Source organism: Cryobacterium sp. 10I5, assembly GCF_035019865.1.
Taxonomy (GTDB): domain Bacteria; phylum Actinomycetota; class Actinomycetes; order Actinomycetales; family Microbacteriaceae; genus Cryobacterium; species Cryobacterium breve_A.
The window spans coordinates 1-17,053 of record NZ_JASJVI010000012.1 but is presented as its reverse complement, the minus strand read 5'-3'; the positions used below and the strand labels follow the sequence as shown (position 1 = coordinate 17,053).

General features: G+C 68.5%; 15 protein-coding genes. 7 read left to right on the top strand and 8 right to left on the bottom strand.

Annotation, left to right across the window (positions count from 1 at the left end; genetic code table 11):
• Nucleotides 1–36: 36 nt before the first annotated feature.
• Together QN350_RS05870 and QN350_RS05865 are read right to left on the bottom strand one after the other, a co-directional pair.
• Nucleotides 37–393, bottom strand: coding sequence for a GntR family transcriptional regulator (locus tag QN350_RS05870; RefSeq protein WP_281534181.1), 357 nt, complete (start codon nt 391–393; stop codon nt 37–39).
• The gene (locus tag QN350_RS05865; protein ID WP_322139136.1) at nt 381–1,406 is read right to left on the bottom strand and encodes a hypothetical protein; all 1,026 of its coding nucleotides are present in this window, start codon (nt 1,404–1,406) and stop codon (nt 381–383) included. Before QN350_RS05865 ends, QN350_RS05870 begins: the two co-directional genes overlap by 13 nt.
• Before the next feature lie 148 nt (nt 1,407–1,554).
• On the opposite strand from QN350_RS05865, the gene QN350_RS05860 reads away from it, so the two are divergent.
• Entirely contained in the window at nt 1,555–1,935 is a 381-nt protein-coding gene (locus tag QN350_RS05860) for a VOC family protein (protein ID WP_322139135.1), read from the top strand.
• 10 nt (nt 1,936–1,945) lie between these two features.
• Here the strand turns inward: QN350_RS05860 and QN350_RS05855 are convergent, their stop codons facing one another.
• On the bottom strand, nt 1,946–2,581 hold the full coding sequence (locus QN350_RS05855) for an alpha/beta fold hydrolase (RefSeq protein ID WP_322139134.1): 636 nt from the start codon (nt 2,579–2,581) through the stop codon (nt 1,946–1,948).
• Entirely contained in the window at nt 2,578–3,480 is a 903-nt protein-coding gene (locus QN350_RS05850) for a VOC family protein (protein ID WP_322139133.1), read from the bottom strand. Before QN350_RS05850 ends, QN350_RS05855 begins: the two co-directional genes overlap by 4 nt.
• Before the next feature lie 232 nt (nt 3,481–3,712).
• On the opposite strand from QN350_RS05850, the gene QN350_RS05845 reads away from it, so the two are divergent.
• Nucleotides 3,713–5,449, top strand: coding sequence for an HNH endonuclease signature motif containing protein (locus QN350_RS05845; protein ID WP_322139132.1), 1,737 nt, complete (start codon nt 3,713–3,715; stop codon nt 5,447–5,449).
• A gap of 62 nt (nt 5,450–5,511) precedes the next feature.
• On the opposite strand, the gene QN350_RS05840 is transcribed toward QN350_RS05845, so the two are convergent.
• Both QN350_RS05840 and QN350_RS05835 read right to left on the bottom strand, forming a co-directional pair.
• Nucleotides 5,512–6,453: a hypothetical protein gene (locus QN350_RS05840; RefSeq protein ID WP_322139131.1), complete on the bottom strand. Its 942-nt coding sequence runs from the start codon at nt 6,451–6,453 to the stop codon at nt 5,512–5,514.
• A gap of 330 nt (nt 6,454–6,783) precedes the next feature.
• Entirely contained in the window at nt 6,784–6,951 is a 168-nt protein-coding gene (locus tag QN350_RS05835; protein ID WP_134447189.1) for a hypothetical protein, read from the bottom strand.
• A gap of 167 nt (nt 6,952–7,118) precedes the next feature.
• Between QN350_RS05835 and QN350_RS05830 the strand changes: the two genes are divergently transcribed.
• Nucleotides 7,119–9,656, top strand: coding sequence for an FAD-dependent oxidoreductase (locus QN350_RS05830; protein ID WP_322139130.1), 2,538 nt, complete (start codon nt 7,119–7,121; stop codon nt 9,654–9,656).
• An 83-nt stretch (nt 9,657–9,739) separates the two neighbouring features.
• On the opposite strand, the gene QN350_RS05825 is transcribed toward QN350_RS05830, so the two are convergent.
• Complete coding sequence (locus QN350_RS05825; RefSeq protein ID WP_322139129.1) at nt 9,740–11,917, bottom strand: glutamine synthetase III; 2,178 nt, start codon at nt 11,915–11,917, stop codon at nt 9,740–9,742.
• Nucleotides 11,918–12,158: 241 nt separating this feature from the next.
• Here QN350_RS05825 and QN350_RS05820 point away from each other — a divergent pair, with 241 nt between their 5' ends.
• From QN350_RS05820 to QN350_RS05805, 4 genes are all read left to right on the top strand, one after another.
• Nucleotides 12,159–13,418 carry a glycosyltransferase gene (locus QN350_RS05820; protein WP_322139128.1) on the top strand — a complete coding sequence of 420 codons (1,260 nt, stop codon included), beginning with the start codon at nt 12,159–12,161 and terminating at the stop codon, nt 13,416–13,418.
• Complete coding sequence (locus QN350_RS05815; RefSeq protein ID WP_322139127.1) at nt 13,415–14,161, top strand: PIG-L deacetylase family protein; 747 nt, start codon at nt 13,415–13,417, stop codon at nt 14,159–14,161. The genes QN350_RS05820 and QN350_RS05815 overlap by 4 nt, the downstream gene beginning before the upstream one ends.
• Before the next feature lie 68 nt (nt 14,162–14,229).
• The gene (locus QN350_RS05810; RefSeq protein WP_281534169.1) at nt 14,230–14,607 is read left to right on the top strand and encodes a YciI family protein; all 378 of its coding nucleotides are present in this window, start codon (nt 14,230–14,232) and stop codon (nt 14,605–14,607) included.
• The gene (locus QN350_RS05805; protein WP_323515950.1) at nt 14,589–15,872 is read left to right on the top strand and encodes an RNA polymerase sigma factor; all 1,284 of its coding nucleotides are present in this window, start codon (nt 14,589–14,591) and stop codon (nt 15,870–15,872) included. Before QN350_RS05810 ends, QN350_RS05805 begins: the two co-directional genes overlap by 19 nt.
• Nucleotides 15,873–15,907: 35 nt before the next feature.
• On the opposite strand, the gene QN350_RS05800 is transcribed toward QN350_RS05805, so the two are convergent.
• On the bottom strand, nt 15,908–17,053 hold a 1,146-nt coding region (locus tag QN350_RS05800), incomplete at its 5' end, for a hybrid sensor histidine kinase/response regulator (RefSeq protein WP_323502913.1).

Below are 17,053 nucleotides of genomic sequence, written 5' to 3'. Positions count from 1 at the left end.
GCATCTTTCGACGGCGAGCCTCGTTGCTCGTATCCGTTATTCCTGCGGCCAGGATGCGCGCAGCGCGAGGATCGCCTCGTCGAGTTGGACGCCGTTGGCGGCTGCCACGCGCGTCAACTCCCTCGCGGCCTTCATGACGGACGCGGGCGGGCTGGAAACGGAGCCGCTGACCCGCGTGCCCGCGCCCGCGCGCGAGACCACGAGACCGTCCTCTTCGAGGAGCTTGTAGGCCTTGGCGACCGTTCCCGATGCGACACCGAGGTCCCGGGCGAGCTGCCGAACGGAAGGCAGCCGCTCCCCGCCTGCGAGGGTGCCTGCAAGAATGCGGCTGCGCAATTGCCGGTGAATCTGCTCTGAGGGCAGCCCGGGACCCTCAACGCTCAGGAACGACACTGCTCGGACCGCTCGACGTCTGCACCCGTATTCGCGGGAACGGGGCGGGGCGTTGCGACGCTCGAGGAGACTCGGATGCGCCGTGTGAATACGGGGAGCATGATCAGGGCGAGGCCGAGCCCCTCGACGACGAAGCCGGCCGCCCAGAGCGGCATCGCGATCGCCTCGAGGGGCGACCCGACTTTCACATCGCCGACACCGGGGAAGGTCGTCCCGATATACATCCGCCCCGCGGAACCGATCGATATCCACGCGAGCCCGAGGGTGACGAGTAGTGCGCCGGAACTCAGGCTCAGCACAGTCCGGGTCTGCAGCCGTCGAAGCTGGATATCCACGGTGCGTGCGGCCCGCATCGCCACCGTCGGGCGGGCAATCGACCACAGGGCCAGGAGGGTGAGAACCATCAGCACTCCGAGTGCGCAGAGCAGCGGCACCCCATAGAACCAGCCCAGGAAATCGCCTCGGGCGCTCGCCGACCCGAGGTCGATGATCAGGATGGAGTAACGGCCCTCTTCATCGGGACTGGAGACCAGCCCGGCGAGGACCACCGTCAGAACGAGGGCAACCGCGGACAGCAGCCAGGCTACGAACCACCAGGGTGAGCCGAAGGATCCGAGATTGCGTGGTTGAAGGTCCATCTCGGCGGCAAGCACCCGGCCCGTTCCCCTGGAGCGCGAGGGAAGCAGGACGAGCACGAGGATCGCGGCTGCGGCGATGGACATGGGGAGAATCCGAGGTAGCCAATTCGCTGAATAGTCGGGTGCGCCCCCGAACCATCCGCTGAACCAGCTGACCCACAGAAGATCGACGATGAGGAGCCCGGAGACGGTCCCCGCAGAAAGCCTGGCCCGGCGGACGTGCGTCACTGCCGCAGACTCCCACCCTGATTGCTCAGCTGACTCCAGCGCGTGGGAACTCTGGTCGCGGACATCCGCCCGGACGCCGTGCAGCAGGATGCCGAGCGGCACGATGGTCGCTGTCGCCAACTGAAGGAAGCCGTAGAAGAACCACATGCGAAAAACCATCTGACGCCCGCCCCTGTCGTCGCCCACCAGACAAACTTGTATCAAAACTGACGATACATTCAAGGACCTGGCCGGTCAAGAGCTCGACCACGACCGAACGAGACCGGCCGCAACCCTTCGGGTGCAGAATTGCGGCATGGGAAATCCCGTCGTGCACTTCGAACTCATCGGCCCCGATCCGGCACGGCTGCGCGAATTCTATTCGGCGCTGTTCGGGTGGGACGCACCCGCGGGCGCCCCGGTCGCACCCGCGATTTCCGCATCCGCCGACTATTCCTTCATCACCCCGGAACCCGGCTGGGGACCGGCGGCCGGCGGAATCGGCGGGGGCGCGGGATTCGCCCCGCACTCGATCTTCTACGTCGGCGTCGAGAACGTGAGCGATGCGCTCCGGACCGCCCAGGAGCTGGGTGGGACCGTCGTTCTTGGACCGCAGCGCAACGAGGCCGGCGGAATCACCGTCGGACATTTCCGGGACCCCGCCGGAAACCTGGTCGGCGTCGCCGGCCCGGTTTGAGACCTCGCGATCAGACGAGGGCCTCCGTCAGGAACCGCGACACGTCGGCGAGTTCTTCGGCAGAGATCGAGTGCGGAAGCCCGGCGTAGACCTTTTCGGTGAGGGCAGTGTGCCCGGGCAGCCAGGCGCTGGTCCGCGCGGTCGTCTCCGCGGAGATGACCCGGTCAGCGTCGCCGTGACCGAAGAACACCGGCGTGCGGGTGGCCGCAAGCGCCTCGTCGCCCGGGAGGGTCGCCTCGAGGGTGAATCCGGAGAGCACGACGCCGGCGGGGAACCGGCCAGGTGCCTGGCGGAGCAGCTGGGTGACCATGAGGCCGCCCTGTGAGAAGCCGAGGGGAACGACGGGTGTGCCCGGGTGCACATTGGCGTCCAGCCACGCGAGTACGGTATCCGCCGCCTCGATGACGGGCTCCGGACTCGGCCGCCCCGGCACCGTGATCGGGAACCAGGCGAAGCCGCCGGTCGGCAGGCCGACCGGCGCGCGCAGCGACACCCAGTCGAAGCCCTCGGGCAGGTAGGCGGCGAGGCTCGGCAGGTCGCCTTCGTGCGAACCGTACCCGTGCAGCAGGAGCAGGAGCGGGCGGGCCGACGGGACCGCGAGGTCGATGCCGTCGCGGCGGGCTTCGACAGTGATGAGGGCACTCATACGGAGGCCTCGCCCACGGTCAGGGTGACGCGGGTCTTCCAGGGGTCGTCGACGCGGATGCTGGTGCCGTCGTCTTCGAGCGGAATCGCACGGTGACGAAGGCGTTCCGCCACAGCATCGAGATCGGCGCGGCCAGGCACGGTGATCGCCACGTCGGCGAGGCCGAGAGTCGCGGCACGCGGACCCACGCCGCGGCTGTTCCAGACGTTCATCGCCATGTGGTGGTGGTAGCCGCCGGCGCTCACGAACAGCGCGCCGGGGAAGTCGAGGGTCGTCTCGAAGCCGAGGGCGTCCACGTAGAAGCGCCGGGCCATCTCGAGGTCGCCGACCTGGAGGTGAACATGGCCGACCTTGGCCGGACCGACTTCAGCCTCTCCCCCGTCGGCGGGCAGGTTCTTGTGCAGGAAGGCGCTCGGATCGAGTGCAAGCGTGTCCATCTGCACCTGGCCGTTCTTGTAGACCCACTCCGAGCGGTCCCTGTCGACGTAGAGCTCGATCCCATTGCCCTCAGGGTCGGTGAAGTAGAAGGCGTTGCTCACGATGTGGTCGGCGCTGCCGACGTAGCTCGACCGCTGGTCACGTGCGGCCTGAAGCACGGTCGCGGCGAGGCCGGCGCTCGTGTCGAACAGGATCGCGGTGTGGAAGAGTCCGGCCTGGCGGCGGGCGGGAACCGGCAGTCCTGGCGTGTGCTCGAGCACCACGAGCGGAGTGGTGCCGCGGCCGAGCACGACCGACGTGCCCTGCGCGCTGATCGGGTCGAGCGCGAGCGCCTCCCGGTAGTAGGAGGACATCAATGCCAGGTCGCCGACGCGCAGCGTTACGGCATCCATGCCCGTCGTCGCAGCGAGGAGGTCGCCTGCCTCGGCCCGGGATCCGGTCAGGTCAGTGGTGAGTGTCATGTTCGTCTCCTGCAGTCGCGTCGGTCTCACACGTCGCGCTCAACCCGCTTAGTTGAACCGACAACCGATACCCTAGCAGATTAGTTGAAGCGTCAAGTAAACTTTCTTGATCACTCAGAGAATTGCCGGGCTGACGCTCAGAAGCACAATTACATATGAAATTAAAGATGCGATACCCAAAGTTAGGTGAGTAAGTCTCGTATTCGTGTTCGATTCGGGGTAGAATCGGGGTATGGCAGGAGCTACGGATCCCCAGTCACACCCCCCACAATCAGACGATCTGGCCGCGGGGAATCAGCCCACACCGATGGGCCTCGCCTCCACCGAATCGTCGGCTGAATCGTCGGCTGAATCGCCGGTCAACTCCTCGGATGGGCAAGTCGAGTCGGTGCATCCCGTTGCGGTTGCCGAAGGCTTCGAGGGCGCTGAGGGGCTGGCCGGGTCGGTTCCGTCGGTGCATGCGGATGCTGTCGCACGGCTCGCCGCCGCCCGGGCAGTCTTGGCAGACGCTTTGGCGGCAATCCCGATCGGGTTGCTCAGCGATGCGGAAGCCGTCACGGCGCTGAAAGAAGTCGAGGCGATCGGGCGGACGGTGGATGCGGCCCGAGTCAACACCGCCACCGACGTCGACCGGCGGGCACGGGTATTCGGCCGCGAAGGGCTGGCCTGGAAGATGGGTTGCCGGGGGCCGTGGGACGTACTGACGCGGGTGACGCGGGTGTCTGCCCGGGAGGTCAAGCGGCGAACGAAGCTCGGGGATGCGGTGTTGCCCCGGCGGGCGGGCCTGGCGGTGTTGCCGCCGTTGTTCCCGGCCGTGGGTGCCGCCCTGACCGCGGGGGACATCGGTGTGGAGGTGGCCGAGCTGATCACCACGGGGCTCGGGTCGGTCAGTCACCGGGCGGTCCCGGCGGAGGTCGAGGTCGCCGAGCGTGCCCTGGTCGCCACGGCGGCCGGGTGGATCACCCCGGAAACGGAGATCCTCGCCGGCGCCGGAGTTCCGGCGGCCGCGGACCTGATCCGCGGCATGGTGCTGCAATGGCAGGCCATCCTGGACCCGGACGGGATGCTCCCGCAGGAGGATCTGTTCGAGGCGAAATCGAACATCGGCTTCGGCCAGTTGAAGAACGGGCTGTACCCGGTGAAGGGTGGGGTCACACCGGAGCTCTACGGGATGATGAACACCCTCTTCGACGCGTTCCTCAGCTTCCACGCCCGGCCCGCGTTCCCCACCGAGGAGGAGCAGGCGCGGATGGATTCCGGGCAGATGATCCCCGGAGCCGAGACCGCGGGCACCGATACCGGTACCGACGTAGGCACGGGCCCGGAGCTCGACGTGATCGAGGCCGAGCTGCGGGAGCGACGCGCGGATACCCGCACGGGCGGGGAAAAACGCGCCGACATCCTCCGGGCCTTGTTCGAGCACGCCGCCCGGGACGAAGACACCCCGTCGATGGGCGGGTCGGCCCCCACGGTGATGGTGCACGTGAACGCCGCCGACCTCGCCTCCGGGGTCGGCGTCGGGTGGATCGACGGGGTCGAGGCGCCGGTGTCTTTGAAGACGGTGCATCAGCGGATCTGCGACGGCGGCTTCCAAGGGGTCCTGTTCGGGGCGAACAACCAGGTGCTCAAGCTGGTTCCGGAGCGGCGGTACTTCAACCGGGCGCAGCGCCGGGCGATCACCGCCCGCGACGGCGGCTGCATCATCCCCGGCTGCACAGCACCCGCACACTGGGCCGAAGTGCACCACGTGAAGCCATGGGCGAAGGACGGACCCACCACGGTCGACAACGGTGTCTTACTGTGTTGGTTCCATCACCACACGATCGACACCTCCGGGTGGGAGATCCGCATGGTGAACGGCTCACCACAAGTGCGGGCACCCGGGCTGATCGACCCGCAACGGCTCTGGCGGCCACCAAACCGGCACCGCGCCCACCAGGTCCTCACCGGACCACCCAACCGCGACTGACCAGACCGAGCGCCGCAGGGCCCTGAGAAGGGGCCCTGCGTTATCTCCGTCGCGCTAGCTGCTCACGCGGCGTTGAGAGCATTCACGAGGGCCGGGATCGCTGGAGTCAACCGGTCCAGATCCGACTCTGTGGTGGCATTGGTGGAGAGCTGCAGCCAGTTGACTCCGTCGAACACGTCGAAGGTATAGCCGCCACCCTCATTTGGAATCCGGGTCGCACGCTCGACCCCGGAGATTGACACGACCTTGGCCCCGGTCTTCAGCGCGACATCCCCCTGAGCCCAGGACCCACCCGGAAGCAGGATGATGCTGAAGGATCCAATCTGGCCGGTCGGAGTCGGCGACTGAGACCAGCTGCACGCGAAAACGCCGGCGCTCTCAAGGGCCGAGTAACGCCCCTGGGCGGCTTCGCCGCCGGCAGTGTCTCCCGAAAGAACCGTGAGTCCGGGACTGGAAATGGCGTCCGTGACGTGTGCGGCATCCGACAGTGTGGCGCAATCCTCTCGCTGCCAGGCGCCACTCGGAGTCACAACGGTCACCGGCGTGCCCGCGGCCTGTGCACGACCCGAGAACGTGGCGAGAAGTGTCGCAACTGCGGTACGAGTATCGTCGTTGATCGTCCCGACCGCAGTGTGGACGACTGCGCTCAGCCAGTAGCCCCCAACGGTGGCACTGACGCGACAGGATCCGGATTGAGCAGGGTCGGGTACGTCTGCTCCGTAGCAGGAGACCTCATCCGCGTGAACGTTCTTCACTGACGCAGCGGCCAGAACGACGGCAGCGACGTAGGCGCCCGTGAGACTCTCATTCTCGGACCACAGGCAATCGATACCGCCCCGCGCGGGCACGGCGGCGAAGGCGGGATCCCCCGCGAGCAAGACGTTCCTGGCCGTCTCCGAACTCGCAACAGCCGCGCCGACGGCCGCGCCGACTTCGTCAACGGTGAAAACTGCGGCGCAGGTGCCGCCGAAGACACCGGCAGGCCGGGTCTGCCCGGCGGGCACTGTCGCGGAAGCGGTCGGCGTCGGAGTCGTGGTTGCGACTTCGGTGACCGGACCGGCGCCTGGCGCGCTTGACCCAGGGCCCGCACAGCCGGAAAGCAGAACCAGCCCTGTCAAAGCCATGGCACACGCAGCGGCACTTATTCGAGCACGCATATCAATCCCCCGATGATTGTGGCACCGTTGTGCCCCCGCTTCTCCGCGGTCCTATTCAGAACCCTAGTGGATGCAGGTCGCTACCGGACAGGCCGGTCAGAGGGCAAGAAAAAGGCGCTGTCCCACGGTGATCAGATGATCTCCGACGGCGGGCAGGAAGGAAGGAATCAGCACAGGCTAGCGGCCCGCGAAGAGCCGGGACAGGAAGCCACCGGACGCCTGTTCGTTCTCGTGCCCGGGGCAGCGCTGCGACTTCGGCACGCCGCGCATGACCTGGTCGACGTGCTGGCCGCAGCCGGCCCAGGTGGTCTTCCCGCAGGTCTTGCAGGTCTTGGCGTGGCACATCGGCAGCTCCTTCGTGAGTGAAAGCACTCACTATACCCCCATGGGTATCCAGAGTGCACGGTCCGCGATATCCCGCGGGTGTAGTGTCAGAATCAGTCCCCCAATTACCCATGGGGGTATATGCCGGGTCGGCCGAATCTCTGTCCCGGCCGACGAAAGGCACCCCCATGAAGATCGTTGTCATAGGCGGGGTAGCAGCCGGCGCATCCGTCGCCGCCCGCGCCCGCCGCTTGGACGAGTTCGCAGAAATCGTCGTGCTCGAACGCGGTCATCACGTCTCCTTCGCGAATTGTGGACTTCCGTACCACGTCGGCGAAGTGATAGCGGATCGTAGCCGCCTGCTCCTGCAGACACCGGAGAGCCTCCGCGAGTCCCTCGACATCGATGTACGGGTCGGTCATGAGGTGTTGGGGATCGACCGTGCCGCGAAAACGGTGACCGTCCGCGAGGTCGACGGCGGACGCAGCTACGAGGAACCTTATGACGAACTGGCGCTCTGCACCGGCGCCGAACCACTCCGTCCGCCCCTGCCGGGGATCGACCTCGCCGGCGTTCACGTATTGCGCCGGATCGGCGACATGGACGCCATCAAAGCCCAACTGGACGCCGCGATCGCCCTCGCCGCGACGGGCGCCCGGGGGCCCGTGCGCACCGTCGTGATCGGCGCGGGCTACATCGGCCTCGAGATGGCCGAGAACCTCAAGCACCGCGGCGCCCTCGTCGACGTCGTCGAGATGAGCGACCAGATCCTGCCGCCCCTCGACCATGAGATGTCCGTCCCCGTCGAACACCACCTCCGCAGTCGCGGCATCACCCTGCACCTGTCGACTGCGGCCGCAGCGTTCGCGGCCCGCCCCGACGGAGGACTCAACGTCGAACTCACTGACTCGACCGTCCTCGCGGCCGACCTGGTGATCCTCTCCGCCGGGGTGCGCCCGAACACCACGCTCGCGAAGGCAGCCGGGCTCGAGCTCGGCGCCCGCGGCGGCATCACGGTGGACACGCACATGCGCACCTCCGACCCGCACATCTGGGCGGCAGGCGACTCCGTCGAAACGCCGCACACCGTGCTCCCGGGACGATGGCTGGCCCCGCTCGCCGGACCGGCGAACCGCGAAGCCCGGGTCGCCGCCGAGAACATCTGCGGCCGCAACACCGAATACCGTTCGACTCAGGGCACCTCCATCGTGAAGATCTTCGACATGGTCGCCGGAGGCACGGGCGCGACCGAACGGCAGCTCCTCGCCGCCGAGGTCCCGTATCGGGCCGTGCATGTGCACCCCTCCGGCCACGCCGGCTACTACCCCGGCACCGCAATGATGCAGCTCAAGGTCCTCTTCGCCCCCGACACCGGGCGCATCCTCGGCGCGCAGGCCGCCGGCTTCGACGGCGTCGACAAGCGCCTCGACGTGCTCGCGACCGCCCTCCGCGGCGGCCAGACCGTCTACGACCTCGAGGAGCTCGAGCTCGCGTACGCTCCCCCGTTCGGTTCCGCGAAGGACCCGGTGAACATGGCCGGCTTCGTCGCGAGCAACGTGCTCCGCGGCGATCTCACCCTCTGGTACGCCCAGGATTACCCGGAAGCGACCGCCGGGGCGCGGCTCATCGACGTGCGCACCCCCGAGGAATTCTCGATCTGGCACCTGCCGGGCGCCGAGAACGTGCCTCTCGGCAGCATCCGCCTCGAATGCGAACTCTGGGACCGCACCGGGCCACTGCGCCTGTACTGCGCGGTCGGGTTCCGCAGCTACCTCGCCTACCGCGCGCTCGTGCAACGCGGCTTCACGGATGTCGCCACTCTCTCGGGCGGGTCAGACACCTTCCGGTCGTGGCACGAGGTCGAGCCCGAAAGCGACGAACCCCCGCTGCCTATGACTGCCTACGCCGAAGCCGCCGAGTTCACGGCCGCCGCTACGAAGGCCACCGCCCAGGCCGCGCTACTCGCCAACGGCACCGGCGTGCAGGTCGACCTGGACTGCTCCGGACTGGCCTGCCCCGGCCCGATCATGAAGTTGTCCGAGAAGATGAAGACGCTGGATGCCGGCGACGAGGTCGTCGTGCACGTGTCAGACCCCGGGTTCGCCAGTGACGCTCCGGTCTGGGCCAGGCGGAACGGACACGAGCTCGTCGCCATTTCGCCGGAGGGCCCTGGCTACGTCGCGACCATGAGGAAGGGCGGGGCCGTGCTCGCGACCCGGCCGTCGGCATCCGTCGGCATCGTGAGCCCGCCGGCACCCAACAAGACCTCGTTCGTGGTGTTCTCCGGCGACCTCGACAAGGTGCTCGCCGCCTTCATCATCGCCAACGGGGCAATCGCGATGGGCGAAGAGGTATCGATGTTCTTCACGTTCTGGGGGCTCAACTCCCTCCGCCGCACGGACCCACCCAAGCGGGAACGCAAGCTGATGGACAAGATGTTCGCCACCATGATGCCCTCGAGCGCAGGCAGCATGCCGCTTTCGCAGATGAATATGCTCGGCGCCGGCGCGGCACTGATCAAGAAGGTCATGCGGGACAACTCGGTCTCGTCGCTGCCCGATCTCATCACGTCCGCGCAGGCCGGCGGGGCGCGCCTGATCGCGTGCACCATGACGATGGACCTTCTCGGGATCGCTCCGACCGACCTGATGGACGACGTCGAACTCGGCGGCGTCGCGACCTTCCTCGGGGAGGCGGCCGAGTCCACCACCACCCTGTTCATCTGACGGATCACGACTGATCCAGGCCATGACGCAGGTCCGCCCGATCAGCCGAACTGGCTGACCGGGCGGACCTGCGTGCGCTTTCGTTACAGGATGAAGAGCATCTCCTGGTACGTCGGGAGCGGCCACAGGTCGTCCGCGACGATCTCTTCGAGGGCGTCTGCGGCGGCACGCACCGCGGACATCGCCGGAAGCAGCGCGTCACGGGCGTGCTCGGCCTCGCCGAGTGCGGTCTCTTCCGATTCGCCGGCCAGCGCATTGCGCAGCACAGCGAGCGAGGAGCGGAGGGCAGCGATCGGGGCGGACACCTCGCTCAGTGCGGCGTGATCCGGTTCAACCCCGACGGCCGTGAGGGCGCCGATGTTGATCGCGAGCTCGGTCTGATGACGCACGGCGGCGGGGAGGATGACCGTCGCCCCCATTTCGAGCGTGAGGCGCGCCTCGACGCCGATCGTGAGCGCGTACTGTTCGAGGCCGATTTCGTAGCGGCTGTGCATCTCGCGGTGGTTGAAGACCTTGTACTTCTCGAACAGGTCGAGCGCGGACTCGGTGATGAGTTCGGGCAAAGCGTCGAGGGTCGTGCGCAGGTTGGCAAGCCCGCGCTTCTCCGCCTCGATCGGCCAGGCGTCCGAGTAGCCGTCGCCGTTGAACACGACGGCACCGTGGTCGGTGATGATCTGGGTGAGCAGGCTTTGCACGGCCATGTCGAAGTCGACACCACCGGCGACGGCGGCCTCGAGCTCGGTCGCCGCGTAGTCGAGGGACTCGGCCATGATCGTGTTGATCGTGACCATGGGCCCTGCGACGGTCTGCATCGAGCCGGGGGCACGGAACTCAAACCGGTTTCCGGTGAACGCGAACGGGCTCGTGCGGTTGCGGTCGCCCGGGTCGGTCGGCAGCACGGGGAGCGTGTCGACGCCGATCACCATGGAGCCCTTGTCCTTGGACGAGGTTGCCGGGCCCTGGGCGATCTGCTCGAAGACATCGGCGAGCTGGTCGCCGAGGAAGATCGAGATGATCGCCGGCGGTGCCTCGTTGGCGCCGAGGCGGTGGTCGTTGGTTGCCGAGGCGACCGAGACACGGAGCAGTCCGGCGTACTTGTGCACCGCGCGGATGACGGCGGCGCAGAAGACCAGGAACTGGGCGTTGTCGTGCGGGTTGTCCCCCGGGACGAGCAGGCTGCCGAGCTCATTGTTGCCGAGCGAGAAGTTGACGTGCTTGCCCGAGCCGTTGACACCCTGGAAAGGCTTCTCGTGGAACAGGCAGGCCATGCCGTGCTTCTTGGCGACGGACTTGAAGGTCGTCATGAGCAGCTGCTGGTGATCGGCGGCGATGTTGCCACGCTCGAACATCGGCGCGATCTCGAACTGGCCGGGGGCGACCTCGTTGTGTCGGGTCTTCGCCGGGATCCCGAGCTTGAAGAGCTCCCTCTCGGTGTCCATCATGAAGCCGAGCACCCGCTCGGGGATGGCGCCGAAGTAGTGGTCGTCGAACTCCTGGCCCTTGGGCGGCTTGGCGCCGAACAGGGTGCGGCCGGAGTTGAGCAGGTCGGGGCGGGCGAGGAAGAAGTGCCGATCGACGAGGAAGTACTCCTGTTCGGGGCCGCAGAACGAGACGATGCGGGCCGGGTCGGTGTGTCCGAAGAGGCGCAGGATGCGTTCGGCGTGTTCGCCCATCGCCTGCTGCGAGCGCAGCAGCGGAGTCTTGTGGTCGAGTGCTTCCCCGGTCATCGAGACGAAGACCGTCGGGATGCAGAGGGTGTTGCCGTTCGGGTTCTCGAGCACGTACGCCGGGCTCGTCACGTCCCAGCCGGTGTACCCGCGGGCCTCGAAGGTGTTGCGCAGGCCGCCGTTGGGGAAGCTCGACGCATCGGGCTCGCCCTGCACGAGGGTCTTGCCCGCGAATTCGGCGAGGGCCGTCCCGTCGCCGACGGGCTCGAAGAAGCTGTCGTGCTTCTCCGCGGTCAGCCCGGTGAGCGGGTAGAAGACGTGGGCGTAGTGGGTCGCACCCTTTTCGAGCGCCCAGTCCTTCATTGCGGATGCGACGGCATCCGCCACGAGGGGATCGAGCCTGGCACCGTGCTCGATCGTGGCCATCACGGATTTGTAGACGGATTTCGGCAGCCGCTTCTGCATGACGACCTTGCTGAAGACGTTTTCGCCGAAGATCTCTCCCGGCGTCTCGGCCGCTGTGTAGCTCGGGGCCGGAGGAACATAAGCCCTTACGTCCCTGATCGCTTGACGGCGGGCGCTGTTTCCACTCATGAATACCCCTTTGCTACGGCGTGCTGCTCCGCGACTAGGTGCGGATTCGGATGCGCCTAAATCTAGGGAGGTCGCGTGGCGAGGATGTTTCCGGTGAATGACGGTTTCAGTCACTGAACCCCGCGCCGGCCTCTCTTTCAGATTAAGCCCGTCCGAAACACCGCATTGACTCCCCGCCGGCGTGAGGACGACTGTGGCGTTCGTAAAGGCCGGGCTCAGGCGACTGCGTTAAGATTCTCGGGTGTCCCCTGCAGCCTCCCTCCTCCGCATCGCTCTCGTCTCCCTACACACGTCGCCGGGTGACGAGCCAGGTTCCGGGGACGCCGGCGGCATGAACGTCGTGGTTCGCCAGCAGGCAGAGGCCATGGCCGCGGCCGGCCACACCGTCGATATCCTGACCCGCCGGTCCTCGCCCACGCTGCCGGACGCCGTCGTCCTCGCACCGCGCCTCACCCTCCGCTTCCTCCAGGCCGGGCCGGTGGCACCCATCAGCAAGGGGGCGCACGAGGCAGTCATCGACGAATTCCGGGTCCGCCTGGCCGCCCTCGGCGACTACGACGTCATCCACTCGCACCATTGGTTCTCCGGCATGGCCGCGCTCCCCCTCGCCCAGGGCCGCGGCATCCCGCACGTGCAGAGCTTCCACAGCATCGCCGCGGATCCCTCCACGCCGCTCTCAGCCGGCGAACGGCCGGAGTCGCCCGGGCGGATGCGCGGCGAAGCCTGGCTCGCCCGCGAATCCGACGCCCTCGTCGCGATCAGCAACGCCGAGGCCGACACGATCGTGACCCGGCTCGGCGGCTCGCCCGAGCGCATCTTCGTGGTCTTGCCCGGCGTCGACGCCGACCTCTTCCACCCCGCGCCCGGCATCCGCGCCACAGGCCCCGGCTACGCGATCGTCGCCGCCCGCCTGCAGCCGCTCAAGGGACTCGACCTCGCGGTCGAGGCGATCGCGGCGGTCCCCACAGTACTCCGGCCGGAACTCATCATCGCGGGCGATGCCTCCGGCGACTTCGACGGCTATATCGATGGGCTCCGCGAGCTCGCCGACCGGAACGGGGTCGCCGACAACGTACGATTCCTCGGCCCGCAGACCCGCACCGCTCTCGCAGCGCTGTTCCGCGACGCGAAGGTCGTGCTGATCCCCTCCCACTCCGAGACGTTCGGCCTGGTCGCCCTCGAGGCGGCGGCGAGCGGCGTCCCCGTCGTCGCCTCGGCGTCCGGCGGTCTCCGCGAGGCCGTGCTTGACGGTGACACCGGCATCGTGCTCGCCTCCCGCGACCCGCAGGCCTGGGGCGCGGCCATCACGACCCTGCTCGGGGACGCAGACCTCGCCCGCCGACTGTCCGTCGACGCCCGCGCCCGCGCCGAACGCCTCGACTGGCCGCGCAGCGCGCGGGCTCTGCTCGACGTGTACCGGGGCCTGCTCGAGCCGTGCTCCGCGGATGAAGCCGACGGAGCCGACGCCTACGACGACCGACACCGGCTGCGGATCGCGTGAGCATCCTCGACGGCCTCGACGGCCTCCCGGCCGTCCTGCTCGTGCACGCGCATCCGGACGACGAATCCCTGACCACCGGCGCCCTCGCGGCCGAACTCGTCGCGCGCGGCACCCGACTTTCGCTCCTGACCGCGTCCCGCGGTGAGCGCGGCGAGGTCGTCGCCGGGCCGCTGTCCGGGCTCGAAGGCACTGAAGCGCTCGCACGCGTCCGCGAGGACGAGCTGGACCGGGCTGCCGGGGTCCTCGGGATCGCCGACCGGTTCTGGCTCGGGCAGGCTCCCGCGCGCGCCGACGGCCGGCCGCCGCGCCGCTACCGTGACTCGGGCATGAGCTGGATCAGGGAGGGCCTCGCCGGCCCGGCCGCCGACGTAGACACCGATGCCCTTGCGATCGCTCCCCTCGAGGAGGTCACGGCCGACGTCGCGGCACTCATCGAACACCTGCGGCCGGCACTCGTGATCAGCTATGACCACGGCGGCGGCTACGGCCACCCCGACCACGTGCGTATGCATGACGCGACACGGGCGGCGTGCCTCGCCGGGCGGACACCCTTCGCCGAGATCGTGCTCGAACCGGCGGCGGACGCCGAATGGCTCGACCTCGCTTCCCATCACGCCGCGACAGTGGCCGCCTTGCGCTGTTACCGGAGCCAGCTCACGGTCACGGACGACGGCCTGCACCTCGTGCACTCCGGCGGCCAGCGTGAGGCGATCACGACGTCGATCGGCCTGCGCGCGCGCTGAGGTGTCGATTCGGGGCGTGCTCGCTCGTCATTGTGGTGTCAGTATCACAACGACGAAAGGGAAAACTGATGCGCTACTCACTGCTCGTGATCAGCAAGGAAGCCGAAGACGCCAACGTCAGCGACGAGATGATGGAATGGGGACGCGCGGCCTTCGACGCCTACGGGAAGTCGCTCGACGCCGCCGGGGTGCTCGTCTCGGCCGACATCCTGCAGCCCGTGTCCGCGTCGACGACCGTCACCGTGCGCGACAGCGCGCTCCGGGTGCAGGACGGCCCGTTCGCGGACACCAAGGAGCGCCTCAACGGCACCTTCGTGATCGACGTGCCCGACCTCGACGCGGCAATCGCGTGGGCCGAACAATGTCCAGCCGCCCAGTACGGGGCTGTCGAAATCCGCCCGTCGGCGATCATCTTCCGGGACGGGGCATGGCGCGGCCAGGACTGACGGTAGCGGCGGCCCCCAAGGCAGCTCTGGACGCAGCCAGGGAGCGGGCGGAAGCCGTCGCCCGGGAGTCCTACGGTCGACTGCTCGCTCTCCTCGCGGCGCCGGGCGCCGACATCCCGTCCGCGGAGGACGCCCTCGCGGATGCCTTCCTCGAGGCTCTGACCCGGTGGCCGGTTGCCGGCATTCCCGGCAACCCCGAGGGCTGGCTGCTCACCGTGGCGCGCAACCGGCTCCGGGACCGGTGGAAGTCCACCGCCGTGCGCCGGACCGTGGCTCTGTCCGGGTCGTTCGATCCGCCCGCACCGCTCCCGTTCGAAGACGCGGACCCCGATGAGCTCCCCGACAAGCGCCTCGAACTGCTCTTCGTCTGCGCGCATCCGGCGATCGATCCAGGCATCCGCACGCCCCTGATGCTGCAGACCGTGCTCGGCTTCGACGCGGCCAGGATCGCAGTGGCCTTCTCGCTGCCCGAGTCCACGATGGCGCCGCGCCTCGTGCGGGCGAAGCGGCGGATTCGGGACGCACGGATCCCCTTCACTGTGCCGGGACTTTCCGCGCTGCCCGAACGGCTCCCCCCGGTGCTCGAAGCGATCTACGGCGCCTATGCGATCGACTGGCAGGGCGTTGCCGGGCCGAGCGTGCGCGAGTCGCTTGCGGCGGAGTCGCTGTACCTGGCGACCGTGCTCGCCGCCCTGCTTCCGCGCGAACCGGAGGTACTCGGCCTCGCCGCACTGTTGTCGTTCTCGCTGTCCCGGGCACCGGCGCGCACTGCACCGGACGGATCGACGATCGCCCTCGACGACCAGGACCCGGCCAGCTGGGATGGCGAGCTGATCCGGCAGGGCGAAACGCTCCTCCGGCGTGCCCACGGCTTCGACAACATCGGACGATTCCAGGTCGAGGCGGCCATCCAGTCGGTGCACTGCGATCGCGCTCGCTCGGGCGAAACCGACCGGCCGGCGCTTCTGTCCCTCTATGGCGCGCTCGTTCGGATCGCACCCACCCTTGGCGCCCGGGTTGCCCGCGCGGCGGCGCTCGGCGCAGTCGAGGGCGCGGCCGCCGGCCTGGCCGCGCTCGACTCCGTCGCCGCGCTGCCGGGCGCCGATCGTTTCCAGCCGGCTTGGGCGACCAGGGCGCACCTGCTCGCCGAGGCCGGGCGGGTGGCGGATGCCCGGCTCGCCTACCACCGGGCGATCGCGCTGTGCACTGACCCCGGCATCCGTTCGCGACTACTGGAGCAGTGCGCGCTACTCGGCACGAACTGACGGACCGAGCTGACGGACCGAGCTGACGGACCGCCTCAGGCGGATTCCGGCTCCGGCTCCCCGACGGGCTGAAGGAATGGCTCGAGGGCCGAGAGCGTGTCCTCCATCGCCGTGCCGAGCCGGGCGACCTGCCCTGCGGTGATCGGCTCCTGCCGCGTGGCCGCCGCCTCGATCTCGGCGCATACGGCGGCGAGGGCGCTCGCGCCGACCGTGGCGCTGCTGCCGCGAAGGCGGTGAACCAGCTCCACCACCCGGTCGTGGTCCTCGGCGTCGATCTCGGCGCGGATCGCCTGCAGCCTGCTCTCACCCTGGCCGGCGAAGCTCCGAAGCAACCAGCCCTTGGTTTCCGCACCGACGTCGTCGAGAAAGCCGAGCACCTCGAAGTCGATCACGGCCCCATGGTCCAGCACGGCGTCATGATGGTGGGCAGCACCGAGCGCTGCTTCCGGGCGCTCGCCGGGAACGATTCCCGCGCGCGTCACCGTCGCGAGCGTCTCAGCGAGTTCGACCGGCCTGATCGGCTTGGTGAGGTAGAGGTCCATGCCCGCTTCGAGGCACGCCAGCCTGGCCTCGGTGGTCGCACTCGCGGTGAGCGCGATGATGACGGGCTGGCGGATGCCGTCGCCGAGTCCGCGGATCCGGCGGGCCGCCTCGAGCCCGTCCATCTCGGGCATGTGCACGTCCATCAGCACGACGTCGTAGGCGACGGCCCCGACAGCCCCGACGGCCCCGACGGCCTGAACAGTCTGCACGGCCCTCAGGGCCTCGAGCCCGTTGCTGACGGTGTCGACGCGGTGCCCTCCGCGCGCGAGCATCAACTGCGCCACCTTCTGGTTGACGAGGTTGTCCTCGGCGAGCAGGATGCGCAGTGCGGTTGGCGGGGCAACGGACGGGGCTCGATCGGGCAGCGCGGACGGGCCTGCGACGCGCGACGCGCGGTCATCGGTGCGTCGACGCTCCGGGCGACCGCTGCTGAGCCAGTCCACGCCGGCCGTCGCCCGCCGCTCCGGGCGGACTCCAAGCGGCCAGGCGATGGTGAATGCGAAGGTCGAGCCGACCCCGACGGTACTCGTCACCTCGATCCGGCCCCCCATGATCTCCACCAGCGCCTGACTGATCGCCAAACCCAGACCCGAACCGCCATACACCCGCGTCGTCGACGCATCCACCTGACTGAACGA

Excerpts from the sequence above, each read along its gene's own strand:
- QN350_RS05850 (WP_322139133.1), bottom strand. The coding sequence starts at position 3,480 with ATGACACTCACCACTGACCTGACCGGATCCCGGGCCGAGGCAGGCGAC.
- QN350_RS05835 (WP_134447189.1), bottom strand. The coding sequence starts at position 6,951 with ATGTGCCACGCCAAGACCTGCAAGACCTGCGGGAAGACCACCTGGGCC.
- QN350_RS05855 (WP_322139134.1), bottom strand. The coding sequence starts at position 2,581 with ATGAGTGCCCTCATCACTGTCGAAGCCCGCCGCGACGGCATCGACCTC.
- QN350_RS05825 (WP_322139129.1), bottom strand. The coding sequence starts at position 11,917 with ATGAGTGGAAACAGCGCCCGCCGTCAAGCGATCAGGGACGTAAGGGCT.
- QN350_RS05830 (WP_322139130.1), top strand. The coding sequence starts at position 7,119 with ATGAAGATCGTTGTCATAGGCGGGGTAGCAGCCGGCGCATCCGTCGCC.
- QN350_RS05845 (WP_322139132.1), top strand. The coding sequence starts at position 3,713 with ATGGCAGGAGCTACGGATCCCCAGTCACACCCCCCACAATCAGACGAT.
- QN350_RS05860 (WP_322139135.1), top strand. The coding sequence starts at position 1,555 with ATGGGAAATCCCGTCGTGCACTTCGAACTCATCGGCCCCGATCCGGCA.
- QN350_RS05810 (WP_281534169.1), top strand. The coding sequence starts at position 14,230 with ATGCGCTACTCACTGCTCGTGATCAGCAAGGAAGCCGAAGACGCCAAC.
- QN350_RS05805 (WP_323515950.1), top strand. The coding sequence starts at position 14,589 with ATGGCGCGGCCAGGACTGACGGTAGCGGCGGCCCCCAAGGCAGCTCTG.
- QN350_RS05865 (WP_322139136.1), bottom strand. The coding sequence starts at position 1,406 with ATGTGGTTCTTCTACGGCTTCCTTCAGTTGGCGACAGCGACCATCGTG.